General features: G+C 40.8%; 19 protein-coding genes and 1 pseudogene. 11 read left to right on the top strand and 9 right to left on the bottom strand.

Annotation, left to right across the window (positions count from 1 at the left end):
* Positions 1-84 precede the first annotated feature (84 nt).
* The 4 genes from def (at position 85) to ACQY1X_RS23960 (ending at position 2,339) form a co-directional block, all read left to right on the top strand.
* A complete protein-coding gene (gene def, locus ACQY1X_RS23975) occupies positions 85-663 on the top strand; it encodes a peptide deformylase (protein ID WP_430013705.1) in 579 nt (192 codons plus the stop codon).
* Positions 664-847: 184 nt separating this feature from the next.
* Complete coding sequence (locus ACQY1X_RS23970) at positions 848-1,309, top strand: DUF2996 domain-containing protein (protein ID WP_002739064.1); 462 nt, start codon at positions 848-850, stop codon at positions 1,307-1,309.
* Between the two features lie 79 nt (positions 1,310-1,388).
* Complete coding sequence (locus ACQY1X_RS23965; RefSeq protein WP_002755488.1) at positions 1,389-1,766, top strand: DUF3110 domain-containing protein; 378 nt, start codon at positions 1,389-1,391, stop codon at positions 1,764-1,766.
* Positions 1,767-1,919: 153 nt separating this feature from the next.
* Positions 1,920-2,339 carry a YraN family protein gene (locus tag ACQY1X_RS23960; protein ID WP_002739402.1) on the top strand — a complete coding sequence of 140 codons (420 nt, stop codon included), beginning with the start codon at positions 1,920-1,922 and terminating at the stop codon, positions 2,337-2,339.
* A 485-nt stretch (positions 2,340-2,824) separates the two neighbouring features.
* Here ACQY1X_RS23960 and ACQY1X_RS23955 read toward each other — a convergent pair whose 3' ends face one another.
* Entirely contained in the window at positions 2,825-3,643 is an 819-nt protein-coding gene (locus tag ACQY1X_RS23955; RefSeq protein ID WP_130757368.1) for a tetratricopeptide repeat protein, read from the bottom strand.
* Between the two features lie 876 nt (positions 3,644-4,519).
* On the opposite strand from ACQY1X_RS23955, the gene ACQY1X_RS23950 reads away from it, so the two are divergent.
* Positions 4,520-5,392 carry a hypothetical protein gene (locus tag ACQY1X_RS23950; RefSeq protein WP_430015236.1) on the top strand — a complete coding sequence of 291 codons (873 nt, stop codon included), beginning with the start codon at positions 4,520-4,522 and terminating at the stop codon, positions 5,390-5,392.
* A gap of 69 nt (positions 5,393-5,461) precedes the next feature.
* Here the strand turns inward: ACQY1X_RS23950 and ACQY1X_RS23945 are convergent, their stop codons facing one another.
* Positions 5,462-5,866 carry a hypothetical protein gene (locus ACQY1X_RS23945; RefSeq protein ID WP_430015235.1) on the bottom strand — a complete coding sequence of 135 codons (405 nt, stop codon included), beginning with the start codon at positions 5,864-5,866 and terminating at the stop codon, positions 5,462-5,464.
* 89 nt (positions 5,867-5,955) lie between these two features.
* On the opposite strand from ACQY1X_RS23945, the gene ACQY1X_RS23940 reads away from it, so the two are divergent.
* A complete protein-coding gene (locus ACQY1X_RS23940; protein ID WP_002739398.1) occupies positions 5,956-6,879 on the top strand; it encodes a lysylphosphatidylglycerol synthase domain-containing protein in 924 nt (307 codons plus the stop codon).
* A gap of 65 nt (positions 6,880-6,944) precedes the next feature.
* Here ACQY1X_RS23940 and ACQY1X_RS23935 read toward each other — a convergent pair whose 3' ends face one another.
* Positions 6,945-7,181, bottom strand: a complete 237-nt coding sequence (locus ACQY1X_RS23935) for a hypothetical protein (RefSeq protein WP_002744875.1) — start codon at positions 7,179-7,181, stop codon at positions 6,945-6,947.
* Between the two features lie 117 nt (positions 7,182-7,298).
* Positions 7,299-7,655: a hypothetical protein gene (locus ACQY1X_RS23930; RefSeq protein WP_002738767.1), complete on the bottom strand. Its 357-nt coding sequence runs from the start codon at positions 7,653-7,655 to the stop codon at positions 7,299-7,301.
* Positions 7,656-7,769: 114 nt separating this feature from the next.
* On the opposite strand from ACQY1X_RS23930, the gene ACQY1X_RS23925 reads away from it, so the two are divergent.
* The gene (locus ACQY1X_RS23925; protein ID WP_430015234.1) at positions 7,770-11,096 is read left to right on the top strand and encodes an AAA-like domain-containing protein; all 3,327 of its coding nucleotides are present in this window, start codon (positions 7,770-7,772) and stop codon (positions 11,094-11,096) included.
* Positions 11,097-11,159: 63 nt separating this feature from the next.
* Positions 11,160-11,433, top strand: a pseudogene (locus tag ACQY1X_RS23920) (hypothetical protein).
* Here the strand turns inward: ACQY1X_RS23920 and ACQY1X_RS23915 are convergent.
* The 4 genes from ACQY1X_RS23915 to ACQY1X_RS23900 all read right to left on the bottom strand — a co-directional run bounded on the left by ACQY1X_RS23915 (position 11,405) and on the right by ACQY1X_RS23900 (position 16,127).
* Positions 11,405-12,250 (bottom strand): M15 family metallopeptidase, encoded by an 846-nt coding sequence (locus ACQY1X_RS23915; RefSeq protein ID WP_430013701.1) that lies wholly within the window; start codon positions 12,248-12,250, stop codon positions 11,405-11,407. The pseudogene ACQY1X_RS23920 and the gene ACQY1X_RS23915 overlap by 29 nt on opposite strands.
* Before the next feature lie 45 nt (positions 12,251-12,295).
* Entirely contained in the window at positions 12,296-14,326 is a 2,031-nt protein-coding gene (locus ACQY1X_RS23910) for an SH3 domain-containing protein (protein WP_430015233.1), read from the bottom strand.
* Between the two features lie 140 nt (positions 14,327-14,466).
* Positions 14,467-14,910 (bottom strand): IS200/IS605 family transposase, encoded by a 444-nt coding sequence (gene tnpA / locus ACQY1X_RS23905; RefSeq protein WP_002740761.1) that lies wholly within the window; start codon positions 14,908-14,910, stop codon positions 14,467-14,469.
* Positions 14,907-16,127 (bottom strand): ATP-binding protein, encoded by a 1,221-nt coding sequence (locus ACQY1X_RS23900; RefSeq protein WP_430015232.1) that lies wholly within the window; start codon positions 16,125-16,127, stop codon positions 14,907-14,909. Before ACQY1X_RS23900 ends, tnpA begins: the two co-directional genes overlap by 4 nt.
* Positions 16,128-16,445: 318 nt before the next feature.
* On the opposite strand from ACQY1X_RS23900, the gene ACQY1X_RS23895 reads away from it, so the two are divergent.
* A complete protein-coding gene (locus ACQY1X_RS23895; RefSeq protein ID WP_103111750.1) occupies positions 16,446-16,637 on the top strand; it encodes a transposase in 192 nt (63 codons plus the stop codon).
* A gap of 197 nt (positions 16,638-16,834) precedes the next feature.
* Here ACQY1X_RS23895 and ACQY1X_RS23890 read toward each other — a convergent pair whose 3' ends face one another.
* On the bottom strand, positions 16,835-17,761 hold the full coding sequence (locus tag ACQY1X_RS23890; RefSeq protein ID WP_430013700.1) for a Ycf66 family protein: 927 nt from the start codon (positions 17,759-17,761) through the stop codon (positions 16,835-16,837).
* Between the two features lie 198 nt (positions 17,762-17,959).
* On the opposite strand from ACQY1X_RS23890, the gene ACQY1X_RS23885 reads away from it, so the two are divergent.
* Positions 17,960-18,112 carry a WD40 repeat domain-containing protein gene (locus ACQY1X_RS23885; RefSeq protein WP_002744891.1) on the top strand — a complete coding sequence of 51 codons (153 nt, stop codon included), beginning with the start codon at positions 17,960-17,962 and terminating at the stop codon, positions 18,110-18,112.
* 177 nt (positions 18,113-18,289) lie between these two features.
* Positions 18,290-19,273 carry a DNA polymerase III subunit delta gene (gene holA / locus ACQY1X_RS23880; RefSeq protein WP_002792776.1) on the top strand — a complete coding sequence of 328 codons (984 nt, stop codon included), beginning with the start codon at positions 18,290-18,292 and terminating at the stop codon, positions 19,271-19,273.
* Positions 19,274-19,335: the final 62 nt, after the last annotated feature.

The raw sequence follows: 19,335 nt of genomic DNA, 5'->3' as shown, positions 1-19,335 counted from the left end.
GGTTAATTTTGATTAACAAAGTTGCTCTAGTGCTGCTGCGGGGAAACCTTATCAGTTTAGCGAGATTTTGCCGTTGACGATAAAATGATTTTCAGAGCGAAACAATTAATCCTTATACAGATGACACAAGTTTTAACAATCACCCAATTAGGAAACCCAATTCTACAGCAAAAAGCACCGGAGATCGATAATCTTCTCGATTCTGACTGTCAAAATTTGATCGATTCCCTGATTACCACGGTGCAAGCTGCCCACGGGGTGGGAATCGCCGCGCCCCAAGTTGCTCGGTCTCTGCGTCTGTTTATCGTTGCTTCTCACCCCAATCTTCGTTATCCCGACGCTCCGATCATGTCACCCACTGCCATGATTAATCCGCGTATTTTGCAGGTGAGCGAGGAAATGGTCAAGGGTTGGGAAGGTTGTCTCAGTGTCCCCAATTGGCGCGGTTTTGTCCCCCGTCATCAGTGGATTGAGGTGGTCTATTGTGGTCGCAATGGTCGGGAAATCCGTCAAGTTTTCAGGGATTTTGTCGCACGCATCTTTCAACACGAATACGATCATCTGGAGGGAATCCTCTTTCTTGATCGCCTTGCTTCTCCGGCGGATTTATACTCGGAGGAAGAATACCAAAAAATCAGTAATATTGCTGAATATAAGCGTTAACGGGAGAATTAGTTTGAGCATTTGTACTAAAATTGCCAATACGCAGTTTAAATTCAATACAGCTTAGGCGGGGGGATATGATAGTTTTTAGCACCCAACTACACTACTTAGCTAAAAAAACTGATAACTGATAACCCGGGAGAAAATATAATTGTAGCTACCTACCCATTCCAGATTAATTCCTATGGCAGAAGAAACCACCACCCCCGCAACTCCGGCAGCAGAAGCAGCAAAACCGGCTCAACCTGCGGCTGCTAAAAAACCCAAGGAGCCTACCGTCGAGGAAAAACCCTTTGCTGAATTTATCGAGCAGCATTTTCAGCCCGCATTGGCTGCCGCCTTGCAAAAGCTGGGTATAACTGATATAAAGCTGTCCTTTAAACAGGATAAAATTCCCGTGCAGGGCTTTTCTAGCTCTCCCTGTTGGCAGTTAACTGGCAATTGGCTCGGGGGAATGCGTCAATTTAGCATTTATTTTTTAGAAGAAGACATCAATGGCAAAAAAGCTTTTTCTCAAGCTGAGGGCGGTGCTAAACCTAGTACACTTGAATCATTTATGATCGATGAAAGGAAAGTTAGTCTTGATTTACTGTTGTTTTACACCCTGCAACGGCTTAACGGTCAAAAGTGGTTGACGAGAAACTAAAATTGCTGGGGATTAGCGATCGAGAAGGGGGGTAAAATGAGCATAGACGACCACTGCTTATCGATCGCTAATAGTAATTATGCGTGTATTTGTACTACTTTTTAACGCAGGCACAGAAAACGAAGGTATCCACACCATTCAAATGGGAGCTATCAATAAGGTGTTGATGTTTGAATCGGAAGATGATGCCACCCGTTATGCGCTGTTGTTAGAGGCCCAGGATTTTCCGACTCCCACGGTAGAGAAAATTGATTCGGAGGAAGTGGCAGAATTTTGTCGCAGCGCTGGCTATCAAGCGGAAATGATTGAAGCGGGTATGTTGGTAATTCCCCCCGAAAGCAATGCCGAGGAGTTGGATTGGCAAAAAGAGGAAGTCCCCCCCGCCGAGGAGGAGTTTTCCGAGATTCCCGATGCGGAGTTAGACAGCATCCGTCGTCGTCTAGAAGGACTTTTGTAATAAACCTCTTGTAAAAATCGAAAATTGTCCTGCTTGCTTAGGAGACAGGAGACAGTAGCCAGTAGTCAGGAGTTCAGAGTCAGAAGACAGGACAATAAATCAATATTGTTCCCTGTTCACTGATAACTGTTCACTGATAACTGTTCACTGAATATGACAACCGTGGGGGAATTGGGCGAAAATTTGGTGGCGGATTGGTTGCAATTACAGCAATGGCATATCCTCCAGCGTCGTTGGCGTAGTGGCGGCGGTGAAATCGATTTAATCGTTTTGTCTAAATCTCAGGCGATTCTCGCTTTTGTCGAGGTGAAAACCCGCAGCGCTGGCAATTGGGATTTAGGGGGCAAATTAGCAATCGATGACCGTAAACAGGGGAGAATTTACGAAGCTGCTCAGATATTTCTCTCCTTTTATCCCCAATGGTCCGATTTAACCTGTCGCTTCGATGTGGCTTTAGTTAGTTGTCAAAAAAGTTCTCTATTAGCTTTACCTGAGTTTTCCCTTGATTATCCCTGTCAGCGACAGGCAGGTTATCAATTGCAGTTACAGGAATATCTCGTGGCGGTTTTCTAAAAACACAATAGGCCCGCCTAGGGAGGCGGGCTTTATCTTGTACAAACGATATGGACTCCTAAAAAATTAACGGACTCAACATAATAGAGGTTTACAGAAACCACAACAGTCTATCTGTCAACTATCAAGATTTCTCAGTTTACCGACTCAGGTGCTGATTACGGCTCACTCCATCTGTCCTATATCGAGCAACAGAGGCGAAACCATACTTTACTTTACAAACCTTGAGAATCTGCGTCCGATTTAGCTGTTGCGTTGAGCTAGAGCAGGTGGCACAGGCTCTAGGTCTTTTTGCCTGAAAGGAAGTTGAGTCGCTTCCCTTGTGCCTTTATGTTTTTAATATAACACCTTTGTCGGGACTCGATCGAGCTTGTGATTAAAGTTTACATTTATTGATTTTTAGCAAAAATTGCCGTTACAAAACTATGGGAAGTGGGTGTGGGGTATGGGGAGAATAAATAAAATAATCTCCTATCTCCTGACTCCTATCTCCTGACTCCTATCTCCTGACTCCTGATTAGGGACTGAATCTCCTCTCTGTAGGCAAAAGGAGCGCGACTGAGAGCCTCTTGAAAGAGGGGTTGAGCCTCTTGATTTTTGCCCTGTTCTTTTAGTACGATCGCCGTCGCTAAAATCGGTCGGAAATCGTTAACATCCATCTGTTGAGCTTGTTTATAGGTGTTTAAAGCTTCCGGATAATTTTGCTGCTCAAAATAGATTTTGCCTAAAAGTAACTGAACGGAAACGATATCGATTAAACTAGCGGGATTATTGGGATCGGCAGCGGCTTTTAAAGCACGATCAATCGTGTCTTTGACTAGACTAATCGCCTCGGTATGGCGGTTTTGGCTGAGAAATAAATTAGTTAATCCAGTTAAGGCCCGTAGATTTTGGGGATGGGAGGCCAAAAGACTGCGATAACTGGCTGTGGCTCCTGCATAGTCCTCTATTTGCTGTTTTGCTTCCGCTAAAAGTAGTAGATAATCGGATTGTTGGGGGTTAAGTTGCGCTAATTTTTCTAAAGGTTCGATCGCTTGCTTTAAATCGCCCTGCTGTAGGCGAGTATCTAATAATCCCCGCAAAGCTGCCTGATTATCGGGTTCACGCTCTAAAACCATCTGATAACCCAGTGCTTGACTGGCTAATTCCTCTTGTTTCACTGCGGACAGATGACTCTGGCCCGAGGAGTGCTGACTCTGGAGAATAGAAGCCAATAGCGGCATGATTGAGAAAGACAGCAAGGCAAATAACATCAGGATGAGACCGATGGACAGCCAACGACGGTTAGAGAGAGAGGCTTTCATACACTGGGGTGCGAGGGGACAGACAGGAAAACGTTATGGAAATCTGGAGATTTGATCAGGGGATCGATCGAATTCGTCGCTCTTTATCTCAAATGTCGGGGTGAAGACCCGAAGCGCTTAGTGCGACGGGATGAAACCAAGCGCCAATACAAAACAGCACTTCGACACATTTAGAGGGGCTTCAATGTCAAGGCTCAATGATACGAAGCACGGTTAAAAATAAGCGTCCAGTCTCCTGAAAAAATCTCGAATAACTTCTTCTTTTAAGGGTCTTGACCTACTTAGGCTAAATAGCTACTATATGAGTATAGCGGATAGGGTAATCAACCGCTTTAAAAACCCATGTAGTCTAATCACTACGCTATCTGCACCTTGACAATTAAAGATATGGGGTTCTACTCAATAGTTCTAGTTTCTCACCCGTGAGTAGGTAAAATCTTTACAGGAACTAGACAAAGCAGTATTTGAAGCTAACGTTTCAATTCAAGCAAATTTTGTACCCCCCTTGCCCCCCCAACCCCCCCCCGATGTCGGGGGCAGGGGGGGGAGGCAAGGGGGGACTATCGTAGGGCATACGAAAAGTAATGCTTGGGGAGAGAACCACCTCTGGGTTGGATAACGCAAGGTATCTAGTTTAAGTGGACTCGTTGAACCAAGAATCCCTCGCATGAGCGCGATGGGAGTGTCAATGAGTACAATGGGCAGACAGTCAAGACTCAAAAGGGTTTTGACTGGGTTGACAGTCAAAAGATCATGGTTCTTAATATATTAGATGCCAGTAGATTCGCCCTAGAGGGTTATTGCAACCCCCCAGATCGCGCTTTTGACTTGCTTGATTACTAATTTACTATGTGTCTCCGCCGCTAGGAGTGTGATATGAATCGTCCTGGGAATCGGTTTACCGAATCACCGAAAACCCCCCCGACTGCTGAAGTTCCACTTCAGGAAGTCCCCCTTGAGTCCCCCCATACTGAGGCTGACTCAGCCGTAGAGTCAGCCACCCCCGAAGAAGTCAAACGTCAACAACCGATCCCCCCTCCCAGTCATCTGCGGCAGTATCGGGCGATCGGTCTCGTCTATGGCCATTATCAGCGATCGGAGGAACAATTAACTAAAGGCAATATTTTAACTGCCGATGGTACTCTGATCGATTCTGTGATTCTCGGTCGGGTGATCAGTTTGGTTAAAAATCATCTCGATCTGGAAAAACCCCATCTTTGGGTGGTTTATCCCCGCACCCGTCAGGAAAATGATGCCCTTCATGTTCAGATTGTCGGTGTTTGGGAACCAGAAACCCTGAAAAAAGAGGATGATCAGGAGATAGAGCCTCTACCCGCTTCTACCCCGGGTTATTTTTCGATTCGAGGCGAAGTCATCTTTACTGAACGGGAAAATCAAGCGGTAGTGGTCAAAATCCGACAAATGCCCAAAACTGAAGCGGACAAACCCAAGTTTTTTAAACTAAAATTGCGCGGCACTTTACCAGGTAAACCGATCGGTCGTTTTTGGGATTTTCAGGTACAACTGAAAGGAGATGCCTTAACCATTTTGGAAGGTTTAGACCTCGGTTTTGCCAGTAAGAAAAAACCGATGGGTAAGGGAGGTTTTAAAAAGCCTTTTGATAAAAATCGTCATCCCTCGGCCGATAGATATTCTCGACCGGAAGGGGAAGGAGAAAAGCGACCTTTTGCCCCCGGACAATCCCCTATCCCTCGGCCTTCCCGATCCAAACCCCTATCGGAAAACTAATTTTTTCTAAGGATGGGTGCAGAACCCATCCCTAGGTTTACAGGTTTTTTTTCAGGAGTTATTTGCTCCTTAGTATCTGGGAATACGAGCGCGGATTCTATAACCATAATCCGTTCCTAAAATCTCGACGATAAAAACCGCCAACTGAGTGCCTAAAGTTGCTTCATCAACAGAATCAAAAGAGTAATAATCTTTTATTAACCACTCTTGACCACCATTAACTAAAGTACATCTAAATGTACCAAGAGATTCGGCAATTTCTGTATATTCTGTATAGTTTCTCGTTCTTACTTCGCCCCTACTATCTGCCCTCAAACATAATTGATTAAGTTCTGCATAAAATTTGGCAGGAATTTTGTCTAAATCACCCCCTTTAGTCGCCCAACGCACAAAAAGATAGAAAGACCAAGGAAGATTGAGATAAACTAGATAACATAAAACCAGAATAGTTGTTAAATATAAGGAGGAAGTCAAGAATTTATTATATTTCCTTTTTCGGGATCGATTTAAATGGTTAGCTAAATCTAGCTTTGATTTTCTCATTTTAATTAGTAAAAAATAAGATGTATAAAAAAATCCTGCGTTTTGCTCCGATTATCCTGTCCTTGAGTTTGTTTATTCTAGCGGTCTGGGCAATTAGTCAAGAATTTAAACACTACACTTTTGCCCAACTCTTGGCTAGTTTGGATCATATTACCACAAGTCGTAAGCTAGAAGCTGTTTTTTGGATGGCTTTGGGTTATTTGTCGATGACGGGTTATGATCGCCTAGGTTTTTATTATATCAATCATCCCTTAGCTTTAGGCACTATTATCCGTACTGCTTTTATCAGTTATGCTCTTGGTAATACCATTGGTTTAACCTTATTTTCTGGGACAGCGATCCGTTATCGTTTCTATACTCCTGCGGGGGTGGGGGTGGTGGATATTGCCAAAGTCATCACTTTTACCCATTTAAGCTTTTGGTTAGGAATGTTAGGGATTGGTGGTGTAAGTTTCCTCGTTGATCCCCAACGGATTCCTCAACTTTTAAAATTACCTTTTTTAACTACTAAACCTTTAGGAGTAATTTTTTTATTGCTGGTTACGGGCTATTTTTTCTTGACTCTCACTTATAAAAAACCGATAAAAATCGGCAAAGAAAATATCTATTTACCCTCTTGGACTCTTTCCTTGGCTTTGATTTTGTTGACTTTTATTGATTGGATATTAGCCGCTAGAGTTCTATATCTTCTACTCCCAGATAACCATAATACTTCGTTTTTAGGATTTTTCGGTCTCTATGTATTTGCCATGACAGCAGGGGTATTAAGCAATGTGCCGGGGGGAATAGGTGTTTTTGAGTTTATCATGCTGAGATTACGCCCCGAATATGTATCTAATGCCGAGCTTTTCGGTTCTTTAATCGCCTATCGAGCTATTTATTATTTCCTGCCTTTAATTGTCGCTTTTGTCTGGTTATTGGGTTACGAAGCTCGCAGAAAATAATGCCCGCAAATTAGCTTAAACGGACAAAAAAAGTCCCCATGCCGTCATAGCTGGGGAGCATCAATCTAGTAGGCTAAAGTTTCTAAAGTTTCCCGTAGATAGGAACAAATGCGAGCATCAGCATCGTCTCTATTTTTACCTGATTCTAGTTGTTCTTGCTGCCAACGCCGAAAACCGGAACTGGCGGCGATGGCTTGTTTTAAATGCTCCCAAGTGTGATGATCTTTGTGAAGTGGGGTGTCAGAAAATGTGGTGGAGTTGCCCATCTTTACCTCTGGTGGTAGGGTTGTACCTTTTAACATAACTTAAAAATGGCTGGAAATTCTGATAACTGGGACACAATTAGCCAGAAAAAGGTGTTGCCTAGCGGGAAAGCTGCGGGGATGCCAACACCTTTTTTGAGGAAATCTAGCGGATTTTTAGGAGATTTTGCTGGTTTCTGCCGCTTCTTCCACTTCCACTGCCGCGTTTAAAGCTGCAGGGGGAATGGGGATAGGAAATACCGCCGGCAGGTTAGCGGTGGTATCTTCAGGAGGCTGCGCAGAGTGAAAACGACGGTAGCTTAAAACACCAGCTAGGGTGATTGCTCCTGTAGCGGCGGCAACCCCTAAAATAAGTTTGTTAGGATCCACATGGAAGGTGGTATTGCTGCCAAAAATGCTTTTACCTTTAGCGAAAGCACAAGCGGAAGCGCTGCCAGCATCAAGAGTACCTAAAACAATACCACTGACGAGGGTGGCACTGACGGCGATGGAGGTGAAAAAAGTTTTCTTCATAATTGCCTTGGGGATAGGTTGTCAATAGCGATTATCCTTGCATTATAGAGATCTAAATCACAATTGTCTATTTTATTTCTTTTGGTGACATTGAAATAATTTTGTTTAAGAATCATGAATTATCAATATCGTGTCGGGGGTAGTCTTGCTTATAACCATCCTACCTATATCGAGAGAAATGCCGATCAAGAACTGTTAACGGCGTTGAAAAATGGTCAATTTTGCTACGTTTTTAACTGTCGTCAGATGGGCAAATCCAGTTTAAGGGTACGAGTAACTCATATTTTACAGCAATTGGGCAGGGATTGCGCGTCCGTAGATATAACCAGTATTGGTAGCAATGATAATTTATCCCAATGGTATAACGGCGTGATCACCCGTTTGTTTTTAGGATTTAATCTGACGGGAAAAATTAATCTTAAATCCTGGTTGCGCGAGCGAGAGGATTTACCCCCCGTGCAGCGTTTGGGACAATTTATTGAGGAAGTTTTATTAGTTTATTGTCGGGGAGAGAAAATATATATTTTTATTGACGAGATTGATAAAATTCTCAGTTTACAGTTTTCTCTAGATGACTTTTTTTCCCTGATTCGTTATTGTTATAACCAAAGAGCGGAAAATTCCCAGTATGAAAGAATTACTTTTGCTTTATTCGGTGTGGCTACCCCAGCAGATTTAATTCGCGAAAAGACGCAAACATCTTTTAATATCGGCCAAGCGATCGAATTAACGGGATTTAATCTTGCAGAAATTGCTCCTCTAGCTGCGGGATTATCCGGTCAAAGTAATTATCAACCCGACTGCTTAGAAAAAATTATTTTTTGGACGGGAGGACAGCCATTTTTAACCCAGAAAATCTGTCAGCTATTGCTGGAAACTAATTTAGATATTGAGACGCTGATCAAAGAAAGAATTATTAATAATTGGGAATCTCAAGATGAACCAGTGCATCTGCGAACTATTGCCGATCGCTTGTTAAGAAATCAAGATAAAGCGGGTCGTTTGTTAGGCATCTATCAACAAATTTTAGAAAAGGGGGCAATCCTCTGCGATGATAGTCCAGAACAAGGGGAATTAAGGTTATCGGGGTTAGTGGTAAAAAAGGATAATAAATTAGTAGTTTATAATCCTATTTATCGAGAAATATTTAATCTCAATTGGGTAGAAAAACAATTAGAGCAATTGCGTCCCTACTCAGAAGCGATCGCCGCCTGGCAACAGTCTAATTATACCGATGAATCGCGGCTTTTACGCGGAAAAGCTTTAAATAATGCTCTCGATTGGTCTCAGGGAAAAAGCTTAAGTAATCTTGATTATCAGTTTTTAACTGCTAGTCAAAATCTCGATAAAAGAGAGGCAGAAATTAGTCTAGAAACCCAGAGACAAGCTAATAAAATTCTAGCAATTGCTCACCAAAAAGCTACGAAAAGAATTAAAATTGGCTCAGTAATTTTAATTGCTTCTCTTTTGGGTTCTCTCTTAGCTTTTATTCAGGTAAAACAAGCATGGCAACAAGTAGAGACCGCTCAACTAGGTATTCAATTACAGCGCAAGGGTGATAGTGATTGGCAACAATTTCAATTTGAACAATTAGAATCTTTAATTGCGGCCATGCAAGCAGTCAATAGTTTAAAAAATATCGTTACTGATGGGCAAACCTTGAGTAAATATCCCGCTACCAGTCCAATTATTACCCTACAACAAATTTTAGATCGTATTCAAGAAAAAAACCAACTGCAAGGACACCGGGGAACTATTTATAGTGTTAGTATTAGTCCTGAGCGTCAAAAAATTGCCACTGCTTCTCAAGATGGAACGGTAAAAATTTGGAATCAAAAAGGTGAGAATATTCAAACTTTGACAGGTCATCAGGGAGCAGTTTATAGTGTTAGTTTTAGTCCCGATGGTCAAAAAATCGCCACTGCTTCCGAAGATAAAACCGCCAAAATTTGGAACTTGCAAGGGCAAAATTTAGTCACCTATCCTGACCATCAAGAATCAGTTTATAGTGTTAGTTTTAGTCCCGATGGTCAAAAAATTGTCACCACTTCCAGGGATAAAACCGCCAGATTATGGAATTTATCAGGTGAAACTTTACAGGTATTTAAGGGACATAAAAGATCGATAGATGCAGCTAGTTTTAGTCCCGATGGTCAAAAAATTGCCACCGCTTCCCGGGATGGTACGATTAAAATCTGGGATTTATCAGGTAAAATTATCTTGAGTTTAGGTCAAGAAAATACTGAGGCTTTTTATAGTGTTAATTTTAGTCCCGACGGTCAAAAAATTGCCGGGGCAGCGGCCGATAAAACTGCTAAAATCTGGGATTTAGAGGGAAATTTAATAGCTACTTTCCGGGGACATCAAGATTTTGTCAACAGTGTGAATTTTAGTCCTGATGGAGAGTTTATAATTACTGCATCTAGTGACGGTAGTGCTAAAATTTGGGGAATGCAAGGGGAAGAAATAACTACTCTCAGAGGACATCAAGAATCAGTTTTTACTGCTGTATTTAGTCAAGATGGAAAACAGGTGGTAACTGGATCGAGTGATGAAACGGCTAAAATTTGGCAGCTGAACAATTTAAATAAAACTAGGGTCGATAATACCAGCGTTAGCATTAATTCCCAGGGCAATATTATCGCTATTGCTAATAAAGATGGTCAGATTACTTTACTCGATTCCCAGGGGAAAAAAATTAGAGAATTTACCACAAAAATGCGCTCAATCTATAGTATTGCTTTTCATCCTGATGGTAATCAGATAGCGATTACAGGAAGAAATGGAAAAGTACAAATCTGGAGTCAAAAAGGAACAATGCTTCAAGAATTTACTGCTAGTCAAGTACCGATTTATAGTCTTGCTTTTAATGGAGAGGGAACAGCAATCATCACGGGAACAAGCGAGGGAAAAATTCAATACTGGCATTTAAGCAATCATCGTCCTCAATTAATTAATTCTTGGACAGTTGATGATAGTATTATCTATGATTTGGTGTTTTCTCCCGATCATCAAAAAATTGCTACCGCTACTCGGGGAAAGATTAAAATTTGGGATTTACAGGGCAATCTTTTAAAGGAGATTAAAACCGATTCTTTTCCCGTTTATGGAGTTAGTTTTAGTCCCGATGGTGAAAAAATTGCCGCTATTTCAAGGGATGGTACAGCTAGACGCTGGGACATTGACGGAAATTTGCGCTCGGAGTTTAAAATAGAAGAAGATATCGTCTATGGGATCACTTTTAGTCCTGATGGTCAAGAAATTGTGATTATTTCTAGGGATGGTCAAAAGCATCAATGGCCCTTAGAAACAGAATATAATTATTTACAAAAATTGCTCGATCGAGGTTGTCTTTGGTTAGAAGATTATCTCAGGAATCGTCCCGAAAAACGAGAAGCTCTATCCCCCTGTACTGGGAAAATAAAACCATTCACATTTTAAACTTGGTTTGACTGGGTGGGGGCAAAGGTTAAATTAATTAGTTAATTTCTTGGGTTCTTCGGTTTGTCTTATGCAACGGACAGGGTTATAAGGGATGAAACCCTTATAGAAACAGACATTACTGCGATTTTTGTCAATTGTTTGCGATCTGGAGCGAACTAATCAATTAAATCTCTTGCCAGATAAGGATTTAGTCGATTTATGCCTCCCTATAGAATCATACCAAGTAACGAAGAACCCAACATTTTTGGTTTTAACGCTAGAATTTTATCTAATGACCTTTTGTCAACGAGAGAGTCCGGGTATAATCATTGTCTTTGTGTCTTTGCTACTCTAAAAATTTCTTGAGCTGTTGCTGAACCGACAAAACGCCAGTGCCAAGGTTCATAACTAACACCTTGGAAATTGTTTTTCGGAAATGATAGTTCAAAGCCATATTGAGCAGCGTGAACTTCTAGCCAGCGATAGGCTTCAGTAGAGTCGAATGTCAATTTGAGGACAGTATTAGGACTTTTACCGTCACCAACATCGAGAGCATAGCCTGTATGATGTTCGCTGAAACCTGGAGGCGCACTCAGTTTAGAGGCTGCTTTCTTGCTTCCTTGGCGTTGAATTTGTCGCTCAAACAGCTTTTTTTGATCGGCAACTGAGCGAAAGCCAGAAACAGGAATGATCTCAATTCCCTCTTGTTGAGCGGCTAATTGCATCTGTTTAAACATCTCTGCCGCTTCTCGATTTAGATATGCTTTACGTTCGTAGAAAATACCAATTTCCACTAAATCATTAGCATTTTCTTCGTATTTTATATGAAAAGGAATTTCAGTTTGGTTAGGAAGTGAAAGTACAGTGTAATTCTTGGGAGGTGGCGAAGATAGTGAATAGATATCATCAGCACCAGTAACCATGGGCGAAGGAACTGGCAAAGCTTTGGATGTATTTGCCAAAGGATAAGGTCGCTGTAAGGGAGGCGTTAGAGTATTTTTAGGGATAGGAGCAGGGGAAATTAGAGAAGTAGAAGAAACTGAAGGCGAGGTAGAAACTATCGCAGTAGTTGGCGGTTCAGTCGGCTGTTTAAACCCTAAATAAATCGATACACCCATTACAACAATTATAGGAATAATAAAATATCGAAAATCTGAAATAAAAGATTTCATATTAGTTGTAGTAATTGTGTGCAGTTACTTATTGTCACACTAGAGCTAGTCAGAACTAATTAATTGATCAGCAGCAATCCAGCCTGTCTTACCGGACTGAGGATGATAGACTTTGTACCACTGATAACCATTTTTATCATAGCTACTACCCAAAATTTGCATACGCTCGCCTGTACGCACAGTTCCTACCACCCCATAAAAAGTTCCAGCACCAGAACGAAGGTTTTTGGTTCCTGAAGTGCCGCTAACTTTAGCATTAGTTATGGGGTCAATAGAAAGTAAATTACCAGCAATCCATCCATCAGCCCCCGATTGGGGAAAATAAATTTTGTACCAGGGTAAGTTATCACTATTTCTAGCAGATTCGATAACTTGAACACGATCGCCTGGATAGGCAATATGTCTTGGTGCATATTCTAAACCAGGACCACTGCGAATATTTTTCTTTCCTGGTTCTCCTACAATCGTGGCATTAGTGCTACCAGATGGGACACGACCAGGACCACTGCGAATATTTTTCTTTCCTGGTTCTCCTACAATCGTGGCATTAGTGCTACCAGATGGGACACGAGAGGACGACACTGGTGCACTTGTCTCCAGCATCATTACTTGCGTATATGTGCTTAGTGCTAAGCCAGCTAAGAAAAAGATGCCGATAATGCTGCCAGTGATTATCGATATTTTATATTTTTCTTTTCGCGTTATCTCATATCCTTCATAAGCGCGTGTGGGATCAACTTTATATGCTCTGTTATATTTTTCTAATGCTTGTTGATAGTTTTTAGTGTCAAGATAATCTTCAGCTAATTTAAATAAAGCCGTAAAATGATTAGGATTCAGTTTTGTAATTTGTTCATAAATATCGGAACTAGATAAATTACGATTCTCAGCTATATCTTCGGCCAATTCAAAAAGTCGGCAAGCATCTAAATCAACTTTTTCTAAATCCCAGATAGCCTGTCTTAAAGGATAGCGTTTAACCAACCAATAACGAACTAGCTTAACTTTAATTTTGTAGTGAAATTCTGAATTTTCTACTCTCTCTAAAAATTCCCATTGAACTAAATTTTCTGGAGCTTTATTTAAAGCTTCTGTTATGATAACTCCATATTCTCTGAGCAATTTTAAAGGTTCTTCTGTCACTGAATTATTTTTCTTCTCAGCCATTTTCTCCGCTTGCGCTACTGCTGAAAAAACAACTCTTTCAGGAATCGGTAATCCATCTCGAAACCAAGCTAGTCCTCCTTCAGCAGTTTCAATTGCATCATCGACAATTTTAGTAACATCATCACAGGTAATTTCTGACTTATCCTCTTCTTCAGCTTGTAAAAAAAGAGCATTACATATCACTTGAGTAAAATAAGGATGACCTGAACTCAATTCTAAAATTGCATCGATAGCCTGAGAATCATAGTTTAAATAATGTGCAGCAGGTTCAGTAATTAATGCTTTAGCATCTGATTTTTCTAATAAGCCAATTTCTTGATTGACAGCTTGTCTAAATAAGCTTTTTAAGTTGGTTAAATCTTCTACTCTTCTCCCTACTACTGGAATGATAAATAAATTATTGTATTGACCGATAAGAGTTTCCAGATAAGGGAAAAAAGATTCAACTGGGGAATCAGGTGTTTGATCATTTAAAACATCAAATTCGTCTAATAACCAAACCATTTTTCGTTTCTGCTCTTTTAAGACCTCAATTACTTGAGGTAAAAACTCATCAGAGAAAACCGTTTTATAATTCAAGGACAAAGATTCTGATTGAGGAATATTCAACTTATCAGCAATAGTTGAAGCAAGATTTTGTAAGATACTGTCAAGTGGTAGTCGCGTTTTATCATGCAAATCAAAATAGATAAACACGAACTCACCTAGTCCCACAAAATTAGGAATTTGCATGAGTACAGAAGATTTACCAATACGTCTTTGACCATGCAGCAAAACAACTTGTGTATTTTGTTTGAGATTATCTTCAATAAATCTAAAAAGTTTCCGTCGGCCAAAAAATGACTCTTGGTCATAAATGGGACGACCGACAATATAGGGATTTATGTGCCTTGTTTGTGTTGTCATCATGATAATAACCCCCCTACTTGCTCAATGATAGATGCTATCTTATCTTTATTTTGCCATAGCCAACGAATAGCAGTATTAACTCTTGTCGTCTGTTGGCGGCTCAATGAACTACCCCGCCGCAAGCGGACGGGGTATCAGAATCAAAATAGACTCAATTGTAGATTTTGGTGTAGCTGCAGGTATTCTTTATCTTGTTCTTTTACATATCTCGCTATCATACCTTCATCCCCATGCTTTCCTACCGTACTTGCGTAATATCCATCACTCCAAAACTCTCCTCCCCACAACTGCTTTTTCACTTGAGGACACTTTTTGAAAATTTCTCTCGCCGTTATACTTTTAATCATTGTCACGATCCTTGTCACACTATAAGTCGGTACTGATTGCACCAGAAAATGCACATGATCTTTATCCACTCCAATTTCTACAAACTTGATCTCGTATCGTTTTTCCATCTCTAGACAGACTTCTTTCAACAAGCTATCTACCTGTTCGTCGAAAACGGCTTTACGATATTTGGCTGGGAACACTAAATGATATAGCAAAACACTTACATTATGGCTCTTATGGATGTATTCACTCATTTTTCTATTATACGCCGCGAGCGGCGGGGAATTAGACCCGAAGAGATTAAATTAAGGAATCCTCTTTGTCGTTTTTTCAACTCCTCTTCCTGGCTATTCTCGATTTGCTTAATCACCCACCACTCCATTATAGATGAGCAGAAAGAATAAGTAGTATTTTCTTCTCCCTCTACCTTCTTTAAGATACCTCGCTCAACCAAATTATTTAATTCTATTTCTTTTTGACTGAAAATCGCTTCAATTCCGCCGAGAGCGTATCGATTCCTCCCTAATTTGCCTTCTAATTGGGATAAAGCCAGCAACATTAACAAATTTTGCTCTGTTTCAGTGGACAGTTGCCAAATAGCTTGAAATAAGTGTAAAGTGTTTGTTTGAAATTCTTGAATAAATTTTTTCTCATTAAGGTTATTTCCCGAAACCAATTCTTCATATAATAAGAAACAAGCATTTTGCAGTAAAGCTGGATTACCATCAGCAATTTTACGGATAGCTTGTTTCCAACCCAATAGACTCTCACTTCTATCGAGTAAAAGGTTTACTTCCTGATTAGTAAAAGGCTTAAGATTTTCAAATAAATAACCATTATACCAAGGTGATTTATCAGGTGTAAGTTCTGGACCAATTTGACTCAACCGACGAGATGAAGTCACAACTATCGAGATATTTTGCTCCTCGGATTGAGCCAGGGTACGACACTGACTGACGAAGGTATCTATATCAGCTTTCGTATATTGGGAATTGGGACGTAAGGTTACATCGTAATTATCGATAAGTAAAACTAAAAATTTACCCTGTTCCTTAAGTAAACGCAAGATAATAAGCAAATCATTAACCGTGGCTTCTGGTTTTTCTGAAAGAGTATCAATACTGGTTTTTAAGAAAGAAAAATTATTCTTAATTGTTACTAAAATATTGCGCCAAAAATCAGAAATCTTAAAAGGTTCCAGGCTTTGACAGTCAATGAATACAACAACTGCTTGGTTATAATCTTGCCCGCATTGTTCCCAGATAATAGGATATGTTAGCAGTTTTAAAAAAGATGATTTGCCCATACCCGGACCACCCCAAACCGCTAGAGAACTACGGCTTCTAATCTGATGCAATGCTCTCCTGATTAATGTCTTTCTTCCAATGAAATTTTCAGGAGTAACTCGTTGACCAATAGTGAAAGGATTTGAAGGCATGATCATTTTTTTAGACCCGATTGGAAAAATCAAGGAAGAATGCTTACCCAGTTTGATATTGAGGCTTTAATCTCCCAACCACCAAATCTATTATAGAACCCATTTGGTATCTTTTATAATGTAGATGCTAGGCTGAAAAGGTGAAGCGAAAACCTTGTCCATTATAGGTTTCAGGGAAGAGAGTCTGTAGCCTGTTTAACGGCAATACTTTGGTCTGAACCCCGTCAGTGAATGCGCCACCGTCTAGTCGTCCCCGAAAATCAATAGAGGAGTAAGCTAAAATCTACTCAAGTAGTATGACGAATGAAGAGTAGTCTATCGCAGAACCGCTATTGCCAAAGAAGAAATTGACTGGCCCCCCCGAAAGGGACAAAACGACAGATTTTAGATGGGATTTTCTATCAACTCAAAAATGGCTGTAATTGGCGGGAATTCCCGAAAGATTTCTCTCCCTACTCCACCATGTTCTGGCATTATAAACAGTGGAAAAGTCAGGGAATCATGGTTCTTCGGTTTGTGTTATGCAATGGACGGGGTTTATAATAAATGTAACCCTTATATAGAAAGGCATTTGGCAATTTTTCTCAATTGTTTTCGATCTAGAACGAACTAATCAATTAAGTCTCTTGCCAGATAAGGATTTAGTCGATTTATGCCCCCCCTATCGAACCATACCAAGTAACGAAGAACCATTTCTTGGGTAATTATTGCCTAACCTACCCGCTCAATAGTCTTAACTTTTAATCCGATGAGGGGGGATTTTCTGCGCTTGGCGATCGAGTTTCTGGGGGAGTATCTTCTCCGATACTTTTTTCTGGGGGCAAATCTTCCTCTGGGGGGGAATTTTCTTCACTTTTTGAGCGAGTTTCTGGGGGAGTATCTTTTTCGATATTTTCTTCTGGAGACAAATCTTCCTCGGTAACTTCAATAATCACCGTTTCGCTAACGGCAATAGTTTCGACTTCAACAGTTGCGACAGGTTCAGTCGGGGGAATTTCTGGGGGAATTTCTTGGGCATTTTCGGAAGGGTTGATCTCTTCTATTGCCAAATCAAAATCATCGAAATCATCGAAATCATCGAAAGTTTCATCATCATCAATAATTTCTTCGGCTTTTTCCCCAATTTCTGTCACTGATTCTGTAATAGGTTCCCCGATAGCTGCGGCTTTTTCGGCAACGGGGGCAACCGTTTCTTGAGCTTTTTCCTCAATTTCTGTCACTGATTCTGTAATAGGTTCCCCGATAGCCACGGCTTTTTCTATAACGGGGTCCACCGTTTCTTTAACCGTTTCTTTAACTTTTGCTGCTGCTTTCTCAGGTTTAGCTTTAGTTTTAGGGGATTGGGAGGGAGTAACTTTCCCCAGACGATTGCCTAACCAACCGACAATAGTAAATAATTTAACCGGTTTGTCGGGATAAAAAAGTGCTTGTCTGAGTTTGAGAGTTTGCCAAGCAAAAGCAATAAATAATATGGCCGCGGCAGCTTGTCCGAGGAGGATAGCGCCTGTAATCCTTCCCGCGCACAACCAGAGGACAAGGGCATAGAATAATCCTACCGCACTCCAGAGAAAATCATCTTGACGGTGGCGATCGGGGGCGATAAAAGCGGTGGTGAGGAGGTAGAGACTACTTAATCCCACCACGACCGCTAGGATATAGGGCAACATTTGCGATTCTCCTTTGACATTTCCTTTTTTATTGTGCGTTATTTGGGGTCGATCGAGTCTATTTTTTGATTAATTTTCAAAATTATCGAGTCAGATAGTCTTTACCTGTGTTGATGAATAGCCATAGTTAATATTAGGAAATTCTTGGTTTATCCTCTTATGCTTGTGCTGATCAGATTAAACAAGCTTTCGGATCAAATGATTAAGTTTTGGTCTTTAACAAGCAAAGGAAAATTAGCAACCCTTGATCAACCCACAGACAAACTGTTATCTTTAGTAATTAGTGCCGATGGTAAATATTTAATTATTGGTAGTGCTGACAAAACTGTAAAAATCTGGCAACATGGGTAATAGTGACACCTCAAGATAAGTAAGTAGTTATAATTAAATTGAAGATAAATTTCGCTTCTGATCCCCCCTGCCCCCCTTAATAAGGGGGGTGCCGATTCCCCCTTAGTCCCCCCTTGATCAGAGGGGTGTCTGACAACTTTTAACACCTACCTACTTAACTGCTATAATTAGAAACTCATGCCGACAATATTTTATTGGGGAGAAGATGAATTTGCTATCAACCAAGCGGTGAAAAATCTGCAAGTAAAACTTCTCGATCCCAATTGGATACAGTTTAATTATGATAAAATTAATGGTGATCGCAATGAGGCAATTATCGAGGCCCTCAATCAAGCGATGACTCCAGTTTTCGGCATGGGAAATCGTTTAGTTTGGTTAGCCGATACGGTTATTTGTCAACAATGTTCTGAGGATATTTTTAAGGAATTACAGCGCACTTTGCCCAATTTACCCGAAAATTCCTATCTGTTATTAACCAGTGCCAAAAAACCCGACTCCCGCTTAAAATCGAGCAAGTTTATCCAAAATCAGGCAGAGGTTAAAGAATTTGAACTAATTCCGCCTTGGAAAGTCGAGGAAATTGCCCAAAGAGTTAGGGAAATTGCCAAAGAAGTGGGGGTAAAATTAACCCCCGATGCGATCGAACTCTTAGCAGAATCAGTGGGAAATAACAGCCGCTTGTTGTGGATGGAGTTAGAAAAACTGCGTTTATTTAAAAATAATTCGGCGGGAACTATTGACAAAAAGGACATTTTAAGCTTAGTCAATGCCAGCAATCAAAGCAGCCTACAGTTAGCTAGTGCGATTTTAAAACGGGAGACAGGCAAGGCCCTCGAATTAGTCAATGAATTATTAAATCGTAACGAGAACCCCTTGGCTATCACCGCCACCCTAGGGGGTCAATTTCGCACTTGGGCAATAGTAAAATTAAAAATTGAAGAAGGAGAAAAAGACGAGAAAAATATCGCCGCCGCCGCCGAAATTGCCAATCCCAAGCGACTATATTTCATTCGCAAAGAGATACAATCCTTTTCTTCTAAGCAACTTCTCGCCACCTTGCCCATACTTCTGGAATTAGAATATCGTCTCAAGCGGGGTGCAGAACCTTTGGCAACTTTGCAAACAAAAATTATTGAACTTTGTTGTTTATTGGTGACTTAAGTAGGTAGGTATTAAAAACTTTCAGATCCCCCCGCCTATCGGCACCCCCCTTATCAAGGGGG

The organism is Microcystis protocystis FBCC-A270, assembly GCF_050500235.1.
Taxonomy (GTDB): Bacteria; Cyanobacteriota; Cyanobacteriia; order Cyanobacteriales; family Microcystaceae; genus Microcystis; species Microcystis ichthyoblabe_A.
This window is presented reverse-complemented; position numbering and strand designations above follow the sequence as displayed.